A 21,018-nucleotide genomic window follows, 5' to 3' on the forward strand; every position below is an offset into this window, starting at 1 on the left:
AGCCCAAAGCCCGTGCGCAAATGGTGCGCGATGTGTTGCGGTCGTTGGGTACGCCCAATGCGCCGGTGGCCAAGGCGGCTGAAGCACACTAAACGAGATGCGCCCGATACCAAAGGCAGAATCAAGTGACCCTCGATAATTACCCCATGACTTCTGCCCCCGAATTTGCCCCCGGCCTTGCCATTCAAGGCTTCACCGCCCCCCTAAAGCTTCAAGACTTCAAACTCATCGCGTTTGACATGGACTCGACGCTCATCAACATCGAGTGCATCGACGAGATTGCCGATGCCGTAGGCCGCAAGGCCGAGGTGGCGGCCATCACCGAAGCGGCGATGCGCGGTGAGATTACCGATTTCAAAGACAGCTTGCGCCGCCGCGTGGCGCTGCTCAAAGGTGTGCCCGAAGCGGCCTTGCACGAGGTGTTTGAACAACGTCTGCGCTTGAACCCTGGCGCCAAAACACTGGTGGACACCTGCAAAGCCCACGGTATGAAAGTGTTGCTGGTCAGCGGTGGCTTCACCTTCTTTGCCGACCGCGTATGCGAGATGCTCCACATCGACTACGCCCGAAGCAATGTGCTGGCGATTGACAACGGCCACCTCACGGGCGATGTGGTGACGCAAGACTGGGGCGATATTTGCGACGGCGCAGAAAAGCGCAAGATGCTGCTGCACATCTGCGCGCAAATGGGCATCAGCCCAAAACAAGCCATTGCCATGGGCGACGGCGCAAACGATTTGTTGATGATGGGCGAAGCGGGCTTGTCGGTGGCGTATCACGCCAAACCCAAGGTGCGCGAGCAAGCGATGGTGGCCATCAACGACGGTGGCTTAGACCGTTTGCTGGAAGTCGTTAGAACTTAGCGCAGCGCGTTGTAAATGGTTTGCGCCAACTCTTCCGAAATACCTTCCACGGTACACAAGTCAACCACGCTGGCATCGCCCACGCCGCGTGCACCGCCAAAGCGTTGCAGCAACTTGGCGCGCTTCTTGGGCCCCACACCCGGAATTTCTTCTAGCTTGCTGCCGCCCACGCGCACTTTGGCGCGTGCAGCACGCATGCCGGTGATGGCAAAGCGGTGGGCCTCATCACGAATTTGTGCCACCAACATCAAGGCGGCGGAATCACGGCCCAAGTAAACCTTCTCGCGACCATCGGCAAACACCAGATCTTCTAGGCCCACTTTGCGGCCCTCGCCTTTTTCAACGCCCACGATGCGTGAGAGGTCTAGCCCGAGCAACTCAAACACCTCACGTGCCATGCTCACTTGACCTTTGCCACCGTCAATCAGCACCAAGTCGGGCAGTTTGCCCTCGCCCGCCCGCACGGCCTCGGCCAACTTGCTGTAGCGGCGCATCAGCACTTGGCGCATGGCCGCGTAGTCGTCGCCGCCTGTTATGCCTTCGATGTTGTAGCGGCGGTATTCCGCGCTTTGCATTTTGTGGTGATGAAACACCACGCACGAGGCCTGAGTGGATTCGCCCGAGGTGTGGGAAATGTCAAAGCACTCCACACGGAACTGCTCAAAATCTTCAGGGGCTAAATCTAGCGCGTCCACCAACGCGCGGGTGCGCGCCTGTTGCGAGCCTTCTTCAGCCAGCAAGCGGGCCAGTTGAATGTCTGCATTTTGTTGCGCCATCTCTAGCCACACGCGACGTTGCTCACGCGGGTTGTGCACTGCGGTAATCTTCACACCCGTTTGTTCGATCAAGGCTTGCAGCAGTTCTTTGTCCACCGCATGGCTGGTGATGAGCGCAGGCGGCACGGGCACATCCAAATAATGTTGACTCAAAAACGCGTCCAGCACTTCCACAGGCTCTGCATCGTCCACATGCACCGGAAAGTAAGGCCTGTCGCCCAAGTGGCGGCCACCTCGCACCATAGCCAAGTTAACGCAGGCTTTGCCGCCCTGCACTTTGACAGCGAGGATGTCCACGTCTTGGTCGCCCACGGTGTCCACGGCTTGTTGGTGCAACACTTTGGAGAGAGCGCTCATTTGGTTACGTAGCTCGGCGGCTTGTTCAAACTCAAGCTTTTCGGCGTGCGCCATCATGCGGGCTTCGACGCTGGACATCACGTCTTGCGTTTCGCCACGAAGCAAGCGCATGGCGCTGTCCACATCGCGTTGGTAATCGGGCACAGAAATCAGGCCGACACAAGGCCCCGAACAACGTTTGATTTGATACAGCAAACAGGGGCGCGTGCGGTTGTTAAACACCGTGTCTTCACAGGTGCGCAAACGAAATACTTTTTGCAACAGCTGAATGGCTTCGCGCACCGCCCACACGCTGGGGTAGGGGCCAAAGTAGTCGTGGCGTTTGTCCACCGCTCCTCGGTAGTACACGACGCGGGGCACTTGTTGAGGGTTCACGCTCAAGTGGTTGCCTGATACGCCACGCGTCATCTTCAAATACGGGTAGCTCTTGTCGTCGCGAAACAAGATGTTGTACTTGGGCTTGAGCGATTTAATGAGGTTGTTCTCAAGCAGCAGCGCCTCAGCCTCGGAGCGCACCACCGTGGTTTCCATGCGCACAATCTTGCTGACCATGTGACCAATGCGCGAGCCGCCGTGGTCTTTTTGAAAATAACTAGACACCCGCTTCTTCAAGTTGTTGGCCTTGCCCACATACAGCACTTGTTCCTGCGCATCAAAGTAGCGGTAAACGCCCGGCAGCGCTGGCAAGCTGGCCACCAGCTCTAACAGATCGGGTGGGTGACGCGGTTCGGCGTTTTCTGGCGCGGCGTCTGAAGAAGTTTTAGACATGTCTGTATTGTGGACAATCTGAGGCGTGAAATCAGATACCCATTCATCACCCAGCCTGCGCTGGGATATTTTTTGTCGCGTCATCGACAACTATGGCGACCTCGGCGTGTGTTGGCGGCTTTGCGCCGACCTTGCCCAGCGCGGCCAAACCTTGCGCCTTTGGACAGACGATGCATCGGCCTTGGCGTGGATGGCACCGCAGGGCTGCGCTGGCATCTCTGTTCATGCATGGCCCAACGAAGCAGATTTGCAAGCCTTAGCCAAAGACACCACATTCACCGTGGGCGATGTGATCGTAGAAGCCTTTGGCTGCGAACTGCCCGAAGCGTTTCAAGCGCTGATAGCGCAAGGCCCAAAGCCCGTGTGGGTCAACCTTGAATACCTCAGTGCCGAAGGCTACGTGGCCCGCTCGCACGGCTTGGCCTCGCCGGTGATGAGCGGCCCTGCTCGTGGCATGAACAAATGGTTTTACTTTCCGGGCTTCACGCCCGACACGGGCGGGTTGTTGCGCGAGCCAAATTTACTTGAGGTTCCGGGCCGTGCTGCATGGCTAGGCACTTTGCCACTCGACAAACCCATCTCCCCTCATGAGCGCCTGATCAGTCTGTTTTGTTACGAACCCAAAGCCTTGCCCGATTTGCTAGAGCAACTCAGCCAAGCAGACGAGCCCACCCGCTTGCTGGTCGCCCAAGGCCGGCCCAGCGCAGCCGTGGCAGCCGCCACACAAGCCCTGCGCATGCCCAAAATCGGAACAAGCCAGTTGCACATCAGCCTGCTCCCCTACTTCAGCCAAACCGAGTTTGACCATCTGTTGCGGGCTTGCGACTTGAACTTTGTGCGTGGCGAAGACTCACTGGTGCGCGCCTTGTGGGCGGGCCAGCCATTGGTGTGGCACATCTACCCGCAAGACGACTTGGCCCACCACGACAAGCTGCATGCATTCGAGGTGGCACTAGACATGCCCGCCGATTTGCAACAATTTCATGCGGTTTGGAATGGCTTAGAAACAGGGCAACTTCCCACGCTATCCCCCGTCACGCTTGGGCGCTGGCGTGATTGGAGCCACCTAACCCAACAAAGTTTATTTGCCCAAACTGACCTCACCACCCAATTGCTCAGATTCGTGGCCCAAAAACGCTAAAATAAGTGGCTTTGCGAACCCTGTCGCAGCTTGAGCTGCATGGGACACAACCCTCTAAGAAAACCTCACACTATGAAAACAGCTCAAGAAATCCGCGTTGGCAACGTCATCATGCACGGCAAGGACCCTATGGTTGTCCTGCGCACCGAATACCAACGTGGCGGCCGTGGCTCTTCCACCGTTCGCATGAAATTGAAAAGCTTGATCGCCAACTTTGGTACCGAAGTTGTGTTCAAGGCCGACGACAAGATGGACCAAGTCATCTTGGACAAAAAAGATTGCACCTACACTTATTTCGCAGACCCGATGTACGTTTGCATGGACGCCGACTTCAACCAATACGAAGTCGAAGCCAGCAACATGGGCGACGCCCTGAACTACCTCGAAGACGGCATGGAACTCGAAGTGGTGTTCTACGACGAAAAAGCCATCTCTGTCGAATTGCCCACCAACGTGGTGCGCGAGATCACTTGGACTGAGCCAGCCGTCAAAGGCGACACCTCTGGCAAAGTGTTGAAGCCAGCCAAATTGGCCACTGGCTTTGAAGTGTCTGTGCCTTTGTTCGTGGCACAAGGCGACAAAGTTGAAGTTGACACACGCACGGGTGAATACCGCAAGCGCGTCTAAGCCTTCTCAGGTTTAGCCAATCAAGGCCTCTTCGGAGGCCTTTTTTCATACGCGTGTAAGTGGCTTTTCTGCCGTTAACATCACTTCATGGATGGAATGCTAGACCCTCACGACCGACGCCTTGCTGAAGCTTGGGAAACCCTCAAAGCGCACTACGACCAAGGCGATTCACTCGAACCCGAATCCAACCGATTGGCGTTTGCTGACCCTGAGTTTTTGCTGCGCCGAGAAACGCGCGGCTTGCGCATGCAAATGGAAATGCTCAAGCCCGATTTGGCGCAAATCGCCCGTGGCATTGAGCACACCGTGGTGGTGTTTGGCAGCGCACGGTTTCGTAGCGAAGAAGAGTCGCACCGCGCACTTGTCCTCGCCCGTGCTGGTGGTGATGCTCAGCAAATTGCAAAAGCCGAAGTGTTGGTGCGCAACGCGCGTTTTTACGAACAGTCACGTGCCCTGGCACACACCATCACCAAATTTAGCGCGCACCAAGCGGCGAATCAAAAACTCTTCATCTGCACAGGGGGTGGCCCCGGCATCATGGAGGCGGCCAACCGCGGCGCACAAGAGGCTGGCGGCATCAGCGTGGGCCTGAACATTGCGCTGCCCCATGAACAATCGCCCAACCCTCACATCACGCCCGGCTTGAGCTTCAAGTTCCATTACTTTGCGCTGCGCAAAATGCACTTCATGATGCGCGCTAAAGCTTTGGTAGCTTTTCCTGGCGGCTTTGGCACGCTGGACGAGTTGTTTGAAACCCTCACGCTGGTGCAATGCAAAAAAGCCAAGCCCGTGCCCATCGTGCTGTTTGGCAGCGACTACTGGAAGCGTTTGTTGCACCTCGATGTGTTGGTAGATGAAGGCGTGATCTCGCAAGAAGACTTGGAGCTGTTCACCTACGTTGACAGCGTGGACGACGCATGGAGCGTCATTCGGGATTTTTATGAATTCTGAAACCTGATCTAGCTCTGGCTAAATCAAACCTGAGTGTCCGTGTCGTCCAAGGCCTCGTCAAACTTGGGCAACAAAGCTTGCGCTTCACCTTCGGGCAAGGCCTCGACGTTCTTTAAGGCACGTCGCATTTGGCGGCTGCGCGTGTCGGCACGGTCCAAGGTGTCGGCTGCTTTTTGCACTTGCTCACGCACCTTTTCCACCCAGTCGCCGTAGCGCTCAAACTCGGTTTTGACAGCACCCAAGACCTTCCACACCTCAGAGGCTTGCTGCTCCAAGGCCAGCGTGCGAAAGCCCATGTGCAAGCTGTTGAGCATGGCCAGCAAAGTGGTGGGGCCAGCCAACGTGACGCGATAGTCACGCTGCAAGCTGTCCATCAAGCCAGGCCGGCGCAACACCTCGGCATACAAGCCTTCAGTGGGTAAAAACAAAATGGCAAAGTCGGTGGTGTGCGGTGGCGCGAGGTAGCTCTCGGCAATGCTCTTGGCTTCGGTGCGGATGCGCACCTCCAACGCCTTGGCCGAGATTTCGGCGGCCACGCCATCTGCGCGGTCTTGGGCGTCGAGCAAGCGCTCGTAATCTTCACGGGGAAACTTGGCATCAATGGGTAGCCACACGGGCTCGCCGTCTGCGCCGCCTCGACCCGGAAAACGAATGGCAAAGTCCACGCGCTGGTTGCTGCGCGGCTTGGTTTCAACTTGCTTGGCGTATTGCTCAATCGTCAGCACTTGCTCAAGCAAGGCTTCGAGTTGCACCTCGCCAAATATGCCACGTGTTTTGACGTTGGTCAGCACGCGCTGCAAGCTGCCCACGCCATCGGCAAGCTTTTGCATTTGGCCAAGGCCGTTGTGCACTTGCTCGAGTCGCTCAGCCACTTGTTTGAAGCTCTCAGACAAACGTTTTTCAAGCGTGGTTTGCAGTTTTTCGTCTACCGTGCGGCGCATTTCGTCCAACTTATCGGCATTGCTTTTTTGTAGTTGCTGCAGTTGTTGGTTGAGTGTGTCGCCAATGCTTTTTTGCATCAACGTGAGCTGCTGCACTTGGCTTTGTTGAAACAGCGCCAAGTTTTGCGTCAGCTCTTGGCGCCCACCGCGTGATGACTCAGTAATTTCGGTGCGCAGCTCGCGCTCAATGCGCTCCAGCTTTTCGTGCAGGCTTTGCAAGCTCTGCTGCAAAGCTAATGTGGCGGCTTCGTTGCTGCCACTGGAGCGGCGCAACAACAGCAGCAAAAGCAGGACATTGATAAAGCCAATGCCAACTGCAATCCAAATTTCCATCACGCAACAACCGTGTTCAAAGGCGTCAAAGACTTGCCCTTTGTAAAAAAGCTGATGAGGTTGTCCGCCGCCAAATTGGCCATGGCCAAACGCGTGGAAATGGACGAGCTTGCAATGTGCGGTGTCAGCACCACGTTGGGTACGGTCAGCAAATCGGGGTGGACCTTGGGCTCGCCTTCAAACACATCAAGACCCGCCGCAGCAATTCGTTTTTCGCGCAGGGCCAAGGCCAAAGCCGCGTCATCCACAATGCCACCGCGTGCGATATTGACCAAGGTGGCGGTGGGCTTCATCAGCGCTAACTCAGCTGCGCCAATGGTGTGGTGCGACTCGGCGCTGTAGGGCACCACCAACATCACGTGGTCAGCCGTTTTAAGCAACTCGTCTTTGCTTACATAAGTTGCCTTGTATTGGTTTTCCAACTCTGCACTTAGGCGTGAGCGGTTGTGATAAAAAACCTTCATGCCAAAGCCGTGCGCGGCGCGGCGGGCAATGCCTTGGCCGATGCGGCCCATGCCAATGATGCCGATGGTCGAGCCATGCACCTCGGAACCGGCAAACATGTCATAGCTCCACTTGGTCCACAAACCCGCACGCAAGTAGTGCTCGCTCTCAGTCACGCGCCGAGCCGTGGCCATCAAGAGTGCAAAGCCGAAGTCGGCGGTAGTTTCGGTCAACACATCGGGCGTGTTGCTGGCCAGCACCCCCGCCGCGGTCATGGCGGGCACGTCAAAGTTGTTGAAGCCCACAGCCATATTGGCCACGATGCGCAACTGCGGGTTGGCTTGCAACAGGGCAGCGTCGATGCGCTCGCTGCCGGTGGTCAAAGCGCCCACTTTGCCCTGCATGCGACGGGTCAGTTCTGCAGCAGACCAGACCTCATCTGCTTGGTTGCTCTCAACTTCAAACACCTGCGACAAAGACTGCAGGACTTCAGGGAAGATGGCGCGCGCCACCAGAATGGAAGGTTTAGACATTATTTGAACCATATAAAACTCATGACAACGAACAAAGGAATCAAGACGGCACCCGACCACAACATGTAACCAAAAAAGCTGGGCATTTTCACGCCACGGGTTTCGGCAATGGCTTTGACCATTAGGTTAGGTGCATTGCCGATGTAGCTGTTGGCGCCCATGAACACGGCACCTGCCGAAATGGCGGCCAGCGTCGGGGCCAGAGTGGTCATCAGCACCTGCGGGTCACCGCCTGCTGTGTTGAAGAACACCAAATAGGTGGGCGCGTTGTCGAGAAATGAACTCAAAGCACCGGTGATCCAGAAATACATCATCACGTCGGGGCTGCCGTCGGGCCTAGTGACGGCTTGGACGACTGCGCCAAACGGGCCATTGACGCCTGCCTTGAGCATGGCGATTACCGGAATAATGGTGAGAAAAATGCCTGCAAACAATTTGGCCACCTCGACCATGGGTCCCCAGCCAAACTGGTTGTCATCGTGGACTTTGGCTGGCGTGATTTTGAGGGACAGGAATGTCACAACTAAAAGACCCAGATCGCGCAACACGCCGGCAAGGCCCACTTCGGTGCCGTAAATGTTGAAAGATACCGGAGATTTCCAGAAACCACTCATCAACACCAAGCCAACAACAGCTGCCAACAGCCAGAAGTTAATAGCGCCATCAAAACCAATGCCTCTGGAGTCAGGTGTCGGGTCTTGCGGCAGCAACTCTTCTCGGCGGTGGTAGTACCAAGAATCCAGCGCAAAGAAGATGACCAACAAGCTGCCCACCAAAAACAAGGTCTCGGGAAAAATGTTTTGAATGGTCCAGAAAAAATCTACGCCTTTCAGGAAGCCCAAAAACAAGGGTGGATCGCCCAAAGGCGTCAAGGACCCGCCGGCGTTGGAGACGATAAAGATGAAAAAAACCACCACATGGGCCACGTGTTTGCGGTCGTCGTTGGCACGGATCAAGGGGCGAATGAGCAGCATGGATGCACCCGTAGTGCCCATGAAGCTGGCCAACACCGCACCAATTGCCAGAATGGCGGTGTTCAAGCCTGGACTGCCGTGCAAGTTGCCCCGAATAAAAATGCCGCCCGAGACGGTGAACAAGGCCGTCAGCAAAATGATGAAGGGGATGTATTCGGCGAACAAGGCATGCACGGTGTTGGCCCCAGCCTCCGCCGGGCCGAACATCAAAGCGAAGGGCACCAAGAAAGCCAAACCCCATGCGGCGGCCACTTTGCCGTAGTGGTGGTGCCAGAAATGAGGCAGCAACAAAGGCATCAAGGCAATGGACAACAAGAGGCCTGCGAAAGGCACGCCCCATATAGCCGACAGCTGCGCGCCATCAAAATCGGCGGCCAAAGCGCCGCCAGACAGGGTCAGCAACATGGGCAAAGCCAGCCAAGCAGTCCACCGCATACTCAATCGCGTCATGAAAAAACTCCTTTTAATGGTGCAACATGTTTACGGCAGGCCCGATTTTTTCAGGCACACGGGGCAATTTCAAAGACCTGACGCAGATACGCCAAGTACTTCTCGTCATCACACATTCCCTTGCCGGGTGTGTCTGAGAGTTTGGCCACAGGTTGGCCGTTGCACTGCGTCATTTTGATGACGATTTGCAAAGGCTCGTAGCCCAAGTCGTTGGTCAAGTTGGTGCCAATACCAAACGCCAATTGGCAGCGACCACAGAACTGCTGATAGAGCGCAATGATTTTTTCTACCGTCAAGCCGTCAGAAAAAATCAGTGTCTTGGTCATGGGGTCCACACGGTTGTGACGGTAGTGCGCAATCATGCGCTCGCCCCAATTGAATGGGTCGCCACTGTCGTGACGTGCACCATCAAAGAGCTTGCAAAAGTACATGTCGAAGTCGCGCAAAAACGGCTCGATACCGTACACATCGCTCAGTGCGATGCCCAAGTCACCTCGGTATTCTCGAGCCCATGTCTCAAAGCCAAACACTTGGCTGTCACGAAGGCGTGGGCCCAAAGCTTGGCAGGCTTGCAAGTATTCGTGGGCCATGGTGCCCAAAGGCGTCAGGCCTAGCTTCATGGCAAACAAGGCATTACTTGTCCCCGCCAACTGTCCGCTGCTGCCAGTGCCTAGCTTAGAAATGAGCACACGCAACAGCTCTTCATGCCAAGCTTTAGAGAATCGGCGACGGGTGCCGTAATCGGCAATTTTCAAATCACTCAAACGCTCGGCGTGCAAGGCCTCGATCTTTTGATCCAAGCGACGGCGACCTTCCAAAAAGTCAGGTACTTTGTGCGTGTTGCGAAAGTACACCTCATTAACAATGGCCAACACGGGAATCTCAAACAGAATGGTGTGCAGCCAAGGGCCTTGAATGTTGATGTCAATCTCGCCATTCGGAAGTGCGTTCACCTGGATGTATTTTTCGTTCAGGCGAAAGAGCCCCAAAAAATCCACAAAGTCACTTTTGATGAAACGCAAACTGCGCAACCAGGACAACTCAGCATCTTGAAAATGCAAACTGCACAGCGAGCGAATTTCGTCACGAATTTCCTGAACATACGGCGCTAAATTAACACCTGGGTTGCGGCACTTGAACTTGTAGGACACCTGCGCACTTGGGAACTGATGCAGCACAGCCTGCATCATGGTGAATTTGTAAAGGTCAGTGTCGAGCAGGCTGGTGATGATCATTGAAAACTCACTCCACCGAACTCAGGCAACCCAATGGGTGAATTCGTTCACCGGTACACGCGGCGTAAGCAAGGTGTTCACCTTGTCATCACTGTCAGCGAAGCCCAAAGCCATGCCACAGACCAAGCGCTCATTCTCTGCAGCACCAATGTGCGGCACGATGATGCTATGAAATGCATTCCATGCCGCTTGAGGACAGGTGTGCAAGCCGCGCGCTCGGGCTGCCACCATGATGTTTTGCATGAACATGCCGTAATCCAACATCGAACCACGACCCAAAATGGTGTCGATGGTGAACATCAAGCCCACAGGCGCATCAAAAAACTTGAAGTTGCGTTGCTGCTGAACATGCATGAGGTCTCTGTCCGCCTTGCCAATGCCCAACAAACCATACAAGCTCCAGCCGTTTTCACGGCGGCGATCAATGTAGGGGCTGACCCATTTCTCAGGGTAATAGTCGTATTGCTCTTGGTACTGTTTGGCCACTTCGGGGTTGGCGCGAATGGCTTCGTGGGCGGCACACACTTTTTCCACCAATGAATCACGTGTCGCACCTTGCAATACGTAAACCTTCCAAGGCTGTGTATTGGTGCCCGAGGGGGCGCGGCTCGCAACTTGCAAGATGTCTGTGATCAACTCGCGAGAAACAACTTGCTGCGTGAAAGCGCGCGCTGACATGCGTGAAGTGATGGCGCGGTCTACAGCGGACACAGCGGCTGAATCGGTCATGGGTGAATCTCCATTGGTTTGTTTAAGTCTTTGGGTAGATTTTGCCAGCGTCGCCAGTACGCATAGGCGACACGGTAGGTATTGACTTGCGCCTGAACTGTGTCGGCCATTTCTTTGCCATAACCACCCGCCATCGAAAACGCCAAAGGGATGCGCTTGGACCAAGCCCAGTCAAACACGCGGCGGTCGCGGGCCTCTAGGCCATCAAAGGTCAGGCTCAAGCGGCCTAAGCGGTCACCCTCATGCGGGTCGGCGCCTGCAAGGTAAATGACCAAACCAGGCTGGAAACGGGCTTCTAGCTCAGTCAGTGCATGTTCTAGGGCATCTAAATAGGCTGTGTCATCACAACCATCAGGCAACTCAATGTCTAAATCGCTGGTTTCCTTGTTAAATGGAAAGTTGCGCGCACCGTGCATGGACAAGGTAAAAACTTGCGCATCGCGCTCAAAAATACTTGCCGTGCCATTGCCTTGGTGCACATCCAAATCAATGATGGCCACATTCAACGGCTGCTTGTGCGTTCGGCCCCACTCGGCTTGCATCAAGCGCGTGGCCACGGCGGCGTCGTTGAACACACAAAAACCGCTGCCCCTGTCTGCATACGCGTGATGCGTGCCGCCAGCCAAATTGGCCGATACGCCCTGGCCGCCAAACAACGCTGCACGCGCGGCCATGACCGTGGCGCCGGTTGAACGGCGCGAGCGCTCGACCATTGCGGGGGTCCATGGAAAGCCGATTTCTTTTTGCTGGGCGTCGGTCAATGTACCCTGAGCCACTGCTTGGATGTAACTAGGCATGTGAACCAAAGCCAGTTCGCCGTCACTTGCAGGCAGGGCCGCGTCAAGGCTCACACCAGGCAACTCTGCGCTCAGTCGGTCCCGCAACAAGCGGTACTTGGCCATGGGAAACCGATGACCGGGCGGCAGGGGCAACACGAATTGGTCCGAGTAAAAAGCGCGCATATCCCTTGAGAACCGCATGAAACAAGGCTGCATTGTGGCCAGTTTCCAAAACCTTAGGTTTTAGAACCTCACCTCTAATCAGCCCCCAAAAGCCCCAAACCCTATTGCAAAGCATCGGGATAACCCTAAACTACATCCCAATGCTGCACTGCAACATTTTCTGCAAACTAACTTAACTACTGGAGTATTCACATGATCAACGTCGAACAATTCGCTGCTACAAACAAAGCCAACTTGGACAACTTGTTTGGCCTTTCAACCAAGGCCTTCGCTGGCGTTGAGAAAATGGTTGAACTCAACCTCACTGCTGGCCGTGCCGCTTTGACTGAATCAGCTGCACACGCAAATGCAGTGATGGGCGTGAAAGACGCACAAGAGTTCATCTCTTTGCAAACCAGCTTCTTGCAGCCTTTGGCTGAAAAGTCAGCTGCTTACAGCCGTCACATCTATGACATCGCCCAAGGCGCTAGCGCTGAGTTCACCAAAGGCTTCGAAGGCAAAGCGACTGAAGGCCAAACCGCAGTTCAAACATACATCGAATCTGCTTTGAAAAACGCTCCTGCTGGCTCTGAGCAAGCTGTTGCCTTCTTCAAGCAAGCTGTGACTGCTAGCAACACTGCTGTGGAATCTGTGCAAAAAGCCGTCAAGCAAGCTGCTGACATGGCCGAGTCACACATCCAATCAGCTACTGAAACAGCCGTAAAAGCTTCAAAAACTGCAGTTGCCAAAAAGCGTTAATTTGTAACGATTGTCTCCTCGGATTCTTCGTCACCGCTGGGTGCAGGAATCCCTTCAAGGGCCCTCCGCAAGGGGGGCCCCTTTTTATTGCCTGCCGCTTATTGAACCGCTAAAGCCGCCTTGAGCTTGGGCAAAGCTTGCAGCATGGCGGCGCGGCCAGCCTCGATAGCACGACGGCGGGCTTTGAAATCTGCGCTGCCTACATCATTGAGCGCGGGACGCAGTACCAGATCGGCCTCGCGAAGCTCGAAAAAACTGATGCTTTTGCCCATGATGGTGAAGGTCTGCATCAAGATATCAAACATATCACCGGTTTTACCTATTTCAGGGGGGCTAGAAATGTCAACAGCCAGCACATATTCAGCGCCCATTTGCCGCGCATAACGCACGGGCACGGGAGACACCAAGCCGCCATCCACAAACTCGCGGTTGCCGATGCGCACAGGTTCAAATACCGAAGGCACCGAGCTAGACGCACGCACCGCCGTGCCGATGTCACCGCGCTGGAATAACACGCCCTCACCCGTTTTCAAATCAGTTGCCACAATGCCCAACGGCATTTTGAGCTCCTCAATGCGACGACCCCCCGTTTGCTTGCTGATGTAGCGGGCCAAACCATCGCCGCGCATCATGCCGCGCCCAAGCAGAGGCACCGTCCAATCGGTGATGGTGGCTTCCTCCATCGTCTCGGCCGCTTTTTGAAGCTGTGCGCCGTCTTTGCCACTGGCAAAAAACGCCGCCACCACACTACCGGCCGACGTTCCCACCACCAAATCGGGCTTGAGGCCCGCCTCTTCCAGCACCTGAATCACGCCCACATGCGCAAAACCACGCGCTGCGCCACCGCCCAAGGCCAAGCCAAACTTAGGCACACGTTTGGGCTGAACCACGGGTACGTCTGGACGCGCAACATCCACAGGAGCCAATGGACCAGGCGAGGTACAACCTGCCAACAGCGCCACGCACACCACACAACTCCAAGCACGCCAACCTGAGACGGTCGACCCAACACACACATTCATGCCACTCATCCTGTAAAAATCTATTACATGGGATTGTCCTAGATGGCTGCGACCAGCCAACACCATCCCGCATAATTGACGTTTACGTAAACGTTAAGCAATTTTTAAATCATTGGAGCCACTCATGGACATCAAAGGAAAAGTTTTTATCGTCACTGGCGGCGCATCGGGCTTGGGTGAAGGGACGGCACGTGCGTTGGCAGCCAAGGGTGGCGTGGTGGTCATTGCCGACATGCAAGCCGACAAAGGTGAAGCTGTGGCCAAAGACATTGGCGGCGCCTTTGTGAAATGCGATGTGAGCAACGAGGCCGATGGCCAAGCCGTGGTGGCCAAGGCCGTGTCAATGGGCAAGCTCATGGGTTTGGTCAACTGCGCGGGCATTGCCCCTGCCGAAAAAACTGTGGGTAAAAACGGCGCGCACGCCTTGGCCTCGTTCAGCAAAACCATCACCATCAACCTGATTGGCAGCTTCAACATGATTCGCTTGGCCTCTGAAGCCATGTGCCACAACGAACCCGAAGCCACTGGCGAGCGCGGCGTGTTGATCTCCACCGCATCTGTGGCGGCCTACGACGGCCAAATTGGCCAAGCCGCTTACAGTGCATCCAAAGGCGGCATCGTGGGCATGACTCTGCCCATTGCCCGCGATCTGGCCCGCAACGGCATTCGCAACATGACCATCGCCCCCGGCATCTTTGGCACACCCATGCTGTTTGGCATGCCCCAAGACGTGCAAGACGCATTGGCCGCAGGCGTGCCCTTCCCTTCACGCTTGGGCACACCGCAGGACTACGCCAAACTGGCGCTGCATATTTTTGAAAACGACATGCTCAACGGCGAAGTGATTCGTTTGGATGGGGCGATTCGTTTGGCTCCGAAGTAAGCTAAAACGCTCTTCAAAATCACCCAAAAGGGTGAAGCCTAAAATTAGGCTTCACCCTTAATACATATGGCCATCCCCCAGTCCTTCATTCAAGAGCTTTTAGCCCGCGTCGACGTTGTCGAAGTCGTGGGCCGCTACGTGCAACTCAAAAAAGGCGGGGCCAATTTCATGGGGCTGTGCCCGTTCCACGGCGAGAAGTCGCCGTCGTTTTCGGTGAGCCCTGCCAAGCAGTTTTTCCATTGCTTTGGGTGCGGCAAAAACGGCAATGCCATTGGCTTTTTGATGGACCATGCGGGCATGACCTTTGTCGAAGCGGTGAAAGACTTGGCGCAAAACATTGGCATGCAAGTGCCAGAAGACGATGCCTCGCCGCAAGACCGCGCACGTGCAGCCGAGCAGCGCCAAAAGCAAGCCACGCTGACCGATGTGCTGGAAAAAGCAGGCGAATCATTCCGCAAGCATTTGCGCAACTCGCCCAAGGCGATTGATTATTTCAAGGGCCGTGGCCTGAGCGGCGAAATAGCCAAACAGTTTGGCCTGGGCTACGCCCCTGATGGTTGGCGCGGCTTGGCCAGCGTGTTTCCCGACTACCAAGACCCGCTTCTCGCAGAAAGCGGCTTGGTCATCGTGAACCAAGAAGAAGGCGAAGAAGAAAAAAGATACGACCGCTTCCGCGACCGCGTGATGTTTCCCATTCGTAACGTGAAGGGCGAGTGCATTGGCTTTGGTGGCCGCGTGTTGTTTGAAGGCACGCCCAAATATTTGAATTCACCAGAAACTCCCGTGTTCAGCAAAGGCCGCGAGTTGTATGGCTTGTTTGAAGCCCGCAACGCGCTGCGGGATACGGGCTATGTGCTGGTGACTGAAGGCTACATGGACGTGGTGGCCTTGGCGCAGCTGGGTTTTCCTAATGCAGTAGCCACGCTGGGCACGGCGTGCACGACCGACCATGTGCAAAAACTATTTCGCTTCACCGACAACGTGGTGTTCAGCTTTGACGGCGATAGCGCAGGCCGCCGCGCCGCACGCAAGGCGCTGGACGGTGCCCTGCCTTATGCCAGTGATGTGCGCAGTGTGAAGTTTTTGTTCTTGCCACAAGAGCACGACCCCGACAGCTACATACGCGAATTTGGCAAAGAAGCCTTTGCCCACTGCGTGACCGAAGCCATGCCGCTGAGCCGCTTTCTCATCGAAGTGGCCCGCGAAGGCTGTGACCTTCACACGGCAGAAGGCCGCGCCCACATGGCCAGTAATGCCAAGCCCCTTTGGATGGCTCTACCCGATGGCGCGCTTAAGCGCCAGTTGCTGAGTGAACTTGCCGAACTGGCCGACCTAGGCAACCATGAGTTGCAAGACCTTTGGATGCCCGCAGCACCGGCCACTTCGCAGGCACGCACGGGAGAGTTTAAAAAGTCATCCAAGTTCAAACCCCGCGACACCTACGCGCCCAAAAACTACAAACGCGGCACACGCCTCATCCCTCAAGGGCGCGCCGACCATGCGGTGCGTGTGTTGCTCACGCACATGGATCTTTGGGAAGATCTATCAGCTGAAGATCACAACCTCCTGTGCGAACTGGCCCCGCCCCACGGCCCGCTGTTTGTGTGGCTTGACCAACAACACCACGAGCACGGCAACCAGCCTTGGGGAGCGTTGCGCGAAGGCCTTTATGCGCACGAATCTGAAAATATGGCGTTACGCGTCATGGCCTCGTCGTTCAAACCCTTGCTTGACGACGATGGCCATCCCAAAGCGGATACGCAGTCACCGGCAGCCCTGCAAAGAGAAGCCGGCCTTGAGCTGCGCGGCATTTTGAATAAAATTTTGTTTGAAAGCCTTGATGCTCAAATGAAAGAAGCCATTGCCGAGGCCGCCGACGACCCAACGGCTATGCAACGCTACAAAGCCCTGTTTGAGCGACGCAAACAGCTGGGCCTGATTCCGCAAAAACTGGTTGAAAGCCAAGATTGATGCGCCTGCGGCTAATCTAGGGTTACCGTTTTGGGTATAATCCGAAATTAGCAAGTGCGACAGCAGCACCTCCGGACCCGGCCAACCGTGACACAAGCGCACGACTCGCCACTTCACCGCAAGGACTGCATTCCAAATGTTCGCCCAATCCGCTTGCTTCTAGAGGTTCACACTTCACTCCCCTTTCTTTTTTCCCGCGTCGGGTTTAACGACGCTGTGTATTCGTTTCTTTGATGTCTAGGAGTTTTCATGCCTGTTGACCGCAAGTCCAAGAAGCCTGCCAAATCAGTGGCTAAGAAGGTTGTTGCCAAACCTGTGAGCAAAATGCCAGCACACGCTGCGCCCAAAGCTGCAGTCAAGCCCGCCCTCAAAGCTACTGCCAAGGCAGTTACCAAGCCAGTCGCTAAACCCGTTGCGAAAAAGGCTGCCACATCGGCAGTCAAAAAGGCTGCCAAACCGGCAGTCAAAACCGCTTCTAAACCAGCAGCCAAGCCCGCAACGAAAGCCAAGTCAGTGCCCGCATCAAAAACAAAAGCTGCCGAAAAGCCAGCCACAAAACCCGTCGTAAAAACATTCCTTAAAGCTGAGGACACCAAGAAGAAAACACCGGCTGCCAAAAAAGCACCCGCCAAAAAGATCACCCAAGCCCAGAGCAAAAAAGCCGGCGGCGATGATGCAGACCTCAGTGATATCGAAGCCGACCTCGTAGGTGAACCTGTAGCAGACGCAGGCGCAGAAAAGGTCAAGCCACTGCGCATGAAAATCAGCAAGGCCAAAGAACGCGCCTTGATGAAAGAATTTGGTTTAGACGAAACCGTGCTGTCTGAAGAAGACATGCAAAAGCGTCGCTCACGCCTTAAAACCCTGATCAAACTTGGCAAGACGCGCGGCTACCTGACGCATGGCGAAATTTCTGACCACTTGCCCGACAAGTTGGTCGACGCTGAAACCCTCGAAGTGGTGATCAGCATGCTGAACGACATGGGTGTGGCCGTTTACGAGCACACGCCTGACGCAGAAACCCTGCTGCTCAACAACAACACGCCCACCGCCGCCACAGAAGAAGAAGCCGAAGAAGAAGCCGAAGCCGCTTTGTCGACGGTGGACAGCGAATTTGGACGCACAACCGATCCCGTGCGCATGTACATGCGCGAAATGGGCACCGTCGAGTTGCTGACACGCGAAGGTGAAATTGAAATTGCCAAGCGCATCGAAGGCGGCTTGATGGAAATGATGTCCGCCATCAGCGCATCGCCTGCCACGATCGCAGCTGTGTTGGCCATGGCCGAAGACATTCGTGAAAACAAAGTCGTCATTTCCACCATCGTGGACGGCTTCAACAACCTCAACGAAGCCGACGACTACGTGGCCGAGGAAGACTTTGACGAATTTGACGAAGAAGATGATGACGACGGCAAAGGTGGCTCTAAGGCGTTGACCAAGAAATTGGAAGAACTGAAAAACGCTGCCCTTGAGCGCTTTGACCGCATGATTGTGTTGTTCGACAAACTCCGTAAAACCTACGACAAAGAAGGCTACGGAACTCCCACCTACATGAAGGCGCAAACGGCCTTGACCACTGAGTTGATGGGCATTCGCTTCACTGCAAAAACCATCGAGAAGCTGTGCGAATCTGTGCGCGGCCAAGTGGACAGTGTGCGCAAAAACGAGCGCGAACTGCGCCGCATCATCGTGGACAAGTGCGGCATGCCGCAAGCCACCTTCATCAAAGACTTTCCACCGAACTTGATCAACCTCAAGTGGGTCGAAAAGCAAGCCGCTGCCGGCAAACCGTGGTCTACCACCATAAGCCGATACATCCCGCCCGTGCAAGACTTGCAGCAAAAGCTGATGGACCTGCAATCACGCGTGGTCGTACCTTTGGATCAACTCAAAGACATCAACAAGCGCATGAATGCCGGCGAGCGCAGCTCTCGCGGTGCGAAGAAAGAAATGATTGAAGCCAACTTGCGTTTGGTCATTTCAATCGCCAAGAAATACACCAACCGTGGCTTGCAGTTCCTCGACTTGATCCAAGAAGGCAACATCGGTTTGATGAAGGCCGTGGACAAGTTTGAATACCGTCGCGGCTACAAGTTCTCGACCTACGCCACCTGGTGGATTCGCCAAGCCATCACGCGCTCCATCGCTGATCAAGCGCGCACCATCCGTATTCCGGTGCACATGATCGAAACCATCAACAAGATGAACCGCATCAGCCGTCAACACTTGCAAGAGTTTGGCTTCGAGCCCGATGCCAGCGTGTTGGCCGAGAAGATGGAAATCCCTGAGGACAAAATCCGCAAGATCATGAAGATCGCCAAAGAGCCGATCTCGATGGAAACACCGATCGGTGACGATGACGACAGCCACTTGGGTGACTTCATCGAAGACAGCGTTAACACCGCGCCGATCGAGGCCGCTATGCAAGCTGGCTTGCGCGATGTGGTGAAAGACATCTTGGATGGCCTCACCCCACGCGAAGCCAAAGTGCTGCGCATGCGCTTTGGTATCGAAATGGCGATGGACCACACCCTGGAAGAAGTGGGCAAACAGTTTGACGTCACGCGTGAGCGTATTCGTCAAATCGAAGCCAAGGCTTTGCGCAAGCTGAAGCACCCCAGCCGCAGCGACAAACTTCGCAGCTTCATCGACACGATGTAAGCCCACTGACTATCCGCTTTATGGCGGGATAAGAAAAAACACCGCCAGTTTGCACTGGCGGTGTTTTTGCTTGGGACGTCCGCCTAGAACTCTTCAGTATCTACCTCAGCAGTGCTGAGTACGTTGTAGCGCGCACCCTTGACTGTCTGAGGATTGATCAACGCTTCTAAGCGTTGCATGTGCTCAGGCGACAACACCACATCGGCGGCAGCCATGTTGTCTTCGAGGTGACGAATGTTTTGCGTACCTGGAATGGGAATGAGCTTGTTATCTTTGTGTAACAACCAAGCCAAGGCCAGTTGTGCGGGCGAGCAGCCTGCCTCGCGTGCGATGGCTTGATAGCCTTCAAACAAAGACAAGTTAACAGCATAAGTGTCGGCGGCAAAGCGCGGCATAGCGCGGCGAATGTCATTAGCAGCCAAGCTGCCTACATCGCGCAAATCACCACACAAAAAACCACGCGCCACGGGACTAAACGCAACAAACGTAGCAGCCAACTCTTCGCAAGCTTTGAGCACGGCAATTTCAGGGTTGCGTGTCCACAGCGAGTATTCGGTTTGCACAGCGGCAATGGGGTGCACCGCATGCGCTTTGCGCAGGGTAGTAGCTGAGACTTCGCTCAGGCCGATTTCGCGAATCTTGCCAGCACGCACAAGGTCGCTCAGGGCGCCCACGCTATCTTCGATGGGCACTTGTTTGTCCCAGCGGTGCAGGTAGTAGAGGTCGATCACATCTGTGCCCAAACGGGCCAAACTCTCTTCGCAATTTTGGCGAATTGCTTCGGGACGCCCATTAATCACTCGCTTCACACCCTCTGGAAACGACACACCGGCCATACCGCCTTTGCTGCAAAGGATGATTTGGCTGCGGTGCGCTTTGAGGGCTTTGCCCACTAACAACTCATTGGTGCCAAAGCCATACAAAGCCGCCGTGTCAAACATCGTCACACCGAGGTCTAGTGCGCGGTGAATGAGCGCTTCAGCCGCTTCAGGTGCTGGGGGTGCGCCGTAAGCGTGGCTAAGGTTCATGCAGCCAAGGCCAATGGCTGAAACGGTGTAGGGGCCGAGTTGGCGTTGTTTCATCGAAAGCGCGGCAGCTTATGAAGCGAGATTAACAGCGGCACGCAAGGCCAACAAATAGCTGTCTGCACCAAAGCCACTGATTTGACCGGATACAACTTCTGCGAACACAGATTTGTGGCGAAATTCTTCACGGGTGTGAATGTTTGACATATGCAGCTCAACAATTGGGCACGTCAAAATAGCCAAAGCATCTCGAATGCCATAGCTGTAATGCGTCCACGCACCCGCGTTGATCATCACAGCGTCAACACCATCAGTAAAAGCTTGATGAATTCGCTCACACATCTCACCTTCGTGATTTGTTTGAAAACAAGCAACCTCAGCACCTAACTCAACACCTAAAGTCTGCAAAGACTCATTGATTTCAGCCAAGGTGATCGTGCCGTATTGCACAGGATCACGCTTGCCAAACATGTTGTGGTTGATGCCGTGCAGCATAAGTATCTTCATAAAATCCTCGAACAAGTACAGAAATTATTTAACAGACAAAGTATAGAGCTGCGGGCCTGCAAAAACATCAGGCGTTGAGTTGCAACTCCAACTCATGCAACACCTTGTAGCAAGGCAGCACTTG

At 55.1% G+C, this 21,018-nt stretch carries 18 protein-coding genes; 8 read left to right on the plus strand and 10 right to left on the minus strand.

Going from position 1 to position 21,018, the window contains the following annotated elements; translation table 11 throughout:
- Positions 1-146 precede the first annotated feature (146 nt).
- Entirely contained in the window at positions 147-863 is a 717-nt protein-coding gene (gene serB, locus ABWP81_RS10080) for a phosphoserine phosphatase SerB (RefSeq protein ID WP_353141504.1), read from the plus strand.
- Here the strand turns inward: serB and uvrC are convergent.
- Complete coding sequence (gene uvrC, locus ABWP81_RS10085; protein WP_353133452.1) at positions 860-2,764, minus strand: excinuclease ABC subunit UvrC; 1,905 nt, start codon at positions 2,762-2,764, stop codon at positions 860-862. The two genes, serB and uvrC, sit on opposite strands and share 4 nt — an antisense overlap.
- Before the next feature lie 25 nt (positions 2,765-2,789).
- On the opposite strand from uvrC, the gene earP reads away from it, so the two are divergent.
- From earP to ABWP81_RS10100, 3 genes are all read left to right on the plus strand, one after another.
- Positions 2,790-3,905, plus strand: a complete 1,116-nt coding sequence (gene earP / locus ABWP81_RS10090) for an elongation factor P maturation arginine rhamnosyltransferase EarP (protein WP_353141506.1) — start codon at positions 2,790-2,792, stop codon at positions 3,903-3,905.
- A gap of 72 nt (positions 3,906-3,977) precedes the next feature.
- Complete coding sequence (gene efp / locus ABWP81_RS10095; RefSeq protein ID WP_353133458.1) at positions 3,978-4,532, plus strand: elongation factor P; 555 nt, start codon at positions 3,978-3,980, stop codon at positions 4,530-4,532.
- A gap of 87 nt (positions 4,533-4,619) precedes the next feature.
- Positions 4,620-5,483: an LOG family protein gene (locus ABWP81_RS10100; RefSeq protein ID WP_353141508.1), complete on the plus strand. Its 864-nt coding sequence runs from the start codon at positions 4,620-4,622 to the stop codon at positions 5,481-5,483.
- Positions 5,484-5,506: 23 nt separating this feature from the next.
- Here the strand turns inward: ABWP81_RS10100 and ABWP81_RS10105 are convergent, their stop codons facing one another.
- From ABWP81_RS10105 to ABWP81_RS10130, 6 genes are read right to left on the minus strand one after another with little or no spacing between them, the layout of a single operon-like run.
- Complete coding sequence (locus ABWP81_RS10105; protein WP_353133464.1) at positions 5,507-6,757, minus strand: DNA recombination protein RmuC; 1,251 nt, start codon at positions 6,755-6,757, stop codon at positions 5,507-5,509.
- Positions 6,757-7,734, minus strand: a complete 978-nt coding sequence (locus ABWP81_RS10110; RefSeq protein ID WP_353141510.1) for a 2-hydroxyacid dehydrogenase — start codon at positions 7,732-7,734, stop codon at positions 6,757-6,759. Before ABWP81_RS10110 ends, ABWP81_RS10105 begins: the two co-directional genes overlap by 1 nt.
- Entirely contained in the window at positions 7,734-9,158 is a 1,425-nt protein-coding gene (locus tag ABWP81_RS10115; RefSeq protein WP_502905534.1) for a sodium:proton antiporter, read from the minus strand. The genes ABWP81_RS10110 and ABWP81_RS10115 overlap by 1 nt, the downstream gene beginning before the upstream one ends.
- Positions 9,159-9,208: 50 nt before the next feature.
- The gene (gene pncB, locus ABWP81_RS10120) at positions 9,209-10,393 is read right to left on the minus strand and encodes a nicotinate phosphoribosyltransferase (RefSeq protein WP_353141512.1); all 1,185 of its coding nucleotides are present in this window, start codon (positions 10,391-10,393) and stop codon (positions 9,209-9,211) included.
- A gap of 21 nt (positions 10,394-10,414) precedes the next feature.
- Positions 10,415-11,122 (minus strand): nitroreductase, encoded by a 708-nt coding sequence (locus ABWP81_RS10125; RefSeq protein WP_353141513.1) that lies wholly within the window; start codon positions 11,120-11,122, stop codon positions 10,415-10,417.
- Positions 11,119-12,084, minus strand: coding sequence for a histone deacetylase family protein (locus ABWP81_RS10130; protein WP_353141515.1), 966 nt, complete (start codon positions 12,082-12,084; stop codon positions 11,119-11,121). Before ABWP81_RS10130 ends, ABWP81_RS10125 begins: the two co-directional genes overlap by 4 nt.
- Before the next feature lie 192 nt (positions 12,085-12,276).
- On the opposite strand from ABWP81_RS10130, the gene ABWP81_RS10135 reads away from it, so the two are divergent.
- Positions 12,277-12,822, plus strand: coding sequence for a phasin family protein (locus ABWP81_RS10135; protein WP_353141517.1), 546 nt, complete (start codon positions 12,277-12,279; stop codon positions 12,820-12,822).
- 98 nt (positions 12,823-12,920) lie between these two features.
- Here ABWP81_RS10135 and ABWP81_RS10140 read toward each other — a convergent pair whose 3' ends face one another.
- Positions 12,921-13,844 carry a patatin-like phospholipase family protein gene (locus ABWP81_RS10140; RefSeq protein WP_353141519.1) on the minus strand — a complete coding sequence of 308 codons (924 nt, stop codon included), beginning with the start codon at positions 13,842-13,844 and terminating at the stop codon, positions 12,921-12,923.
- Between the two features lie 124 nt (positions 13,845-13,968).
- On the opposite strand from ABWP81_RS10140, the gene ABWP81_RS10145 reads away from it, so the two are divergent.
- The 3 genes from ABWP81_RS10145 (at position 13,969) to rpoD (ending at position 19,362) form a co-directional block, all read left to right on the plus strand.
- On the plus strand, positions 13,969-14,727 hold the full coding sequence (locus tag ABWP81_RS10145) for a 3-hydroxyacyl-CoA dehydrogenase (RefSeq protein WP_353141521.1): 759 nt from the start codon (positions 13,969-13,971) through the stop codon (positions 14,725-14,727).
- 66 nt (positions 14,728-14,793) lie between these two features.
- On the plus strand, positions 14,794-16,698 hold the full coding sequence (dnaG, locus tag ABWP81_RS10150) for a DNA primase (RefSeq protein ID WP_353141523.1): 1,905 nt from the start codon (positions 14,794-14,796) through the stop codon (positions 16,696-16,698).
- Between the two features lie 324 nt (positions 16,699-17,022).
- Positions 17,023-19,362: an RNA polymerase sigma factor RpoD gene (gene rpoD / locus ABWP81_RS10155; protein WP_502905535.1), complete on the plus strand. Its 2,340-nt coding sequence runs from the start codon at positions 17,023-17,025 to the stop codon at positions 19,360-19,362.
- Between the two features lie 83 nt (positions 19,363-19,445).
- Here the strand turns inward: rpoD and ABWP81_RS10160 are convergent, their stop codons facing one another.
- Both ABWP81_RS10160 and aroQ read right to left on the minus strand, forming a co-directional pair.
- Positions 19,446-20,444 (minus strand): aldo/keto reductase, encoded by a 999-nt coding sequence (locus ABWP81_RS10160; RefSeq protein ID WP_353141526.1) that lies wholly within the window; start codon positions 20,442-20,444, stop codon positions 19,446-19,448.
- A 15-nt stretch (positions 20,445-20,459) separates the two neighbouring features.
- Positions 20,460-20,894 carry a type II 3-dehydroquinate dehydratase gene (gene aroQ / locus ABWP81_RS10165; protein ID WP_353133493.1) on the minus strand — a complete coding sequence of 145 codons (435 nt, stop codon included), beginning with the start codon at positions 20,892-20,894 and terminating at the stop codon, positions 20,460-20,462.
- Positions 20,895-21,018 lie beyond the last annotated feature (124 nt).

Source organism: Limnohabitans sp. (assembly GCF_040401135.1).
GTDB lineage: Bacteria > Pseudomonadota > Gammaproteobacteria > Burkholderiales > Burkholderiaceae_C > Limnohabitans.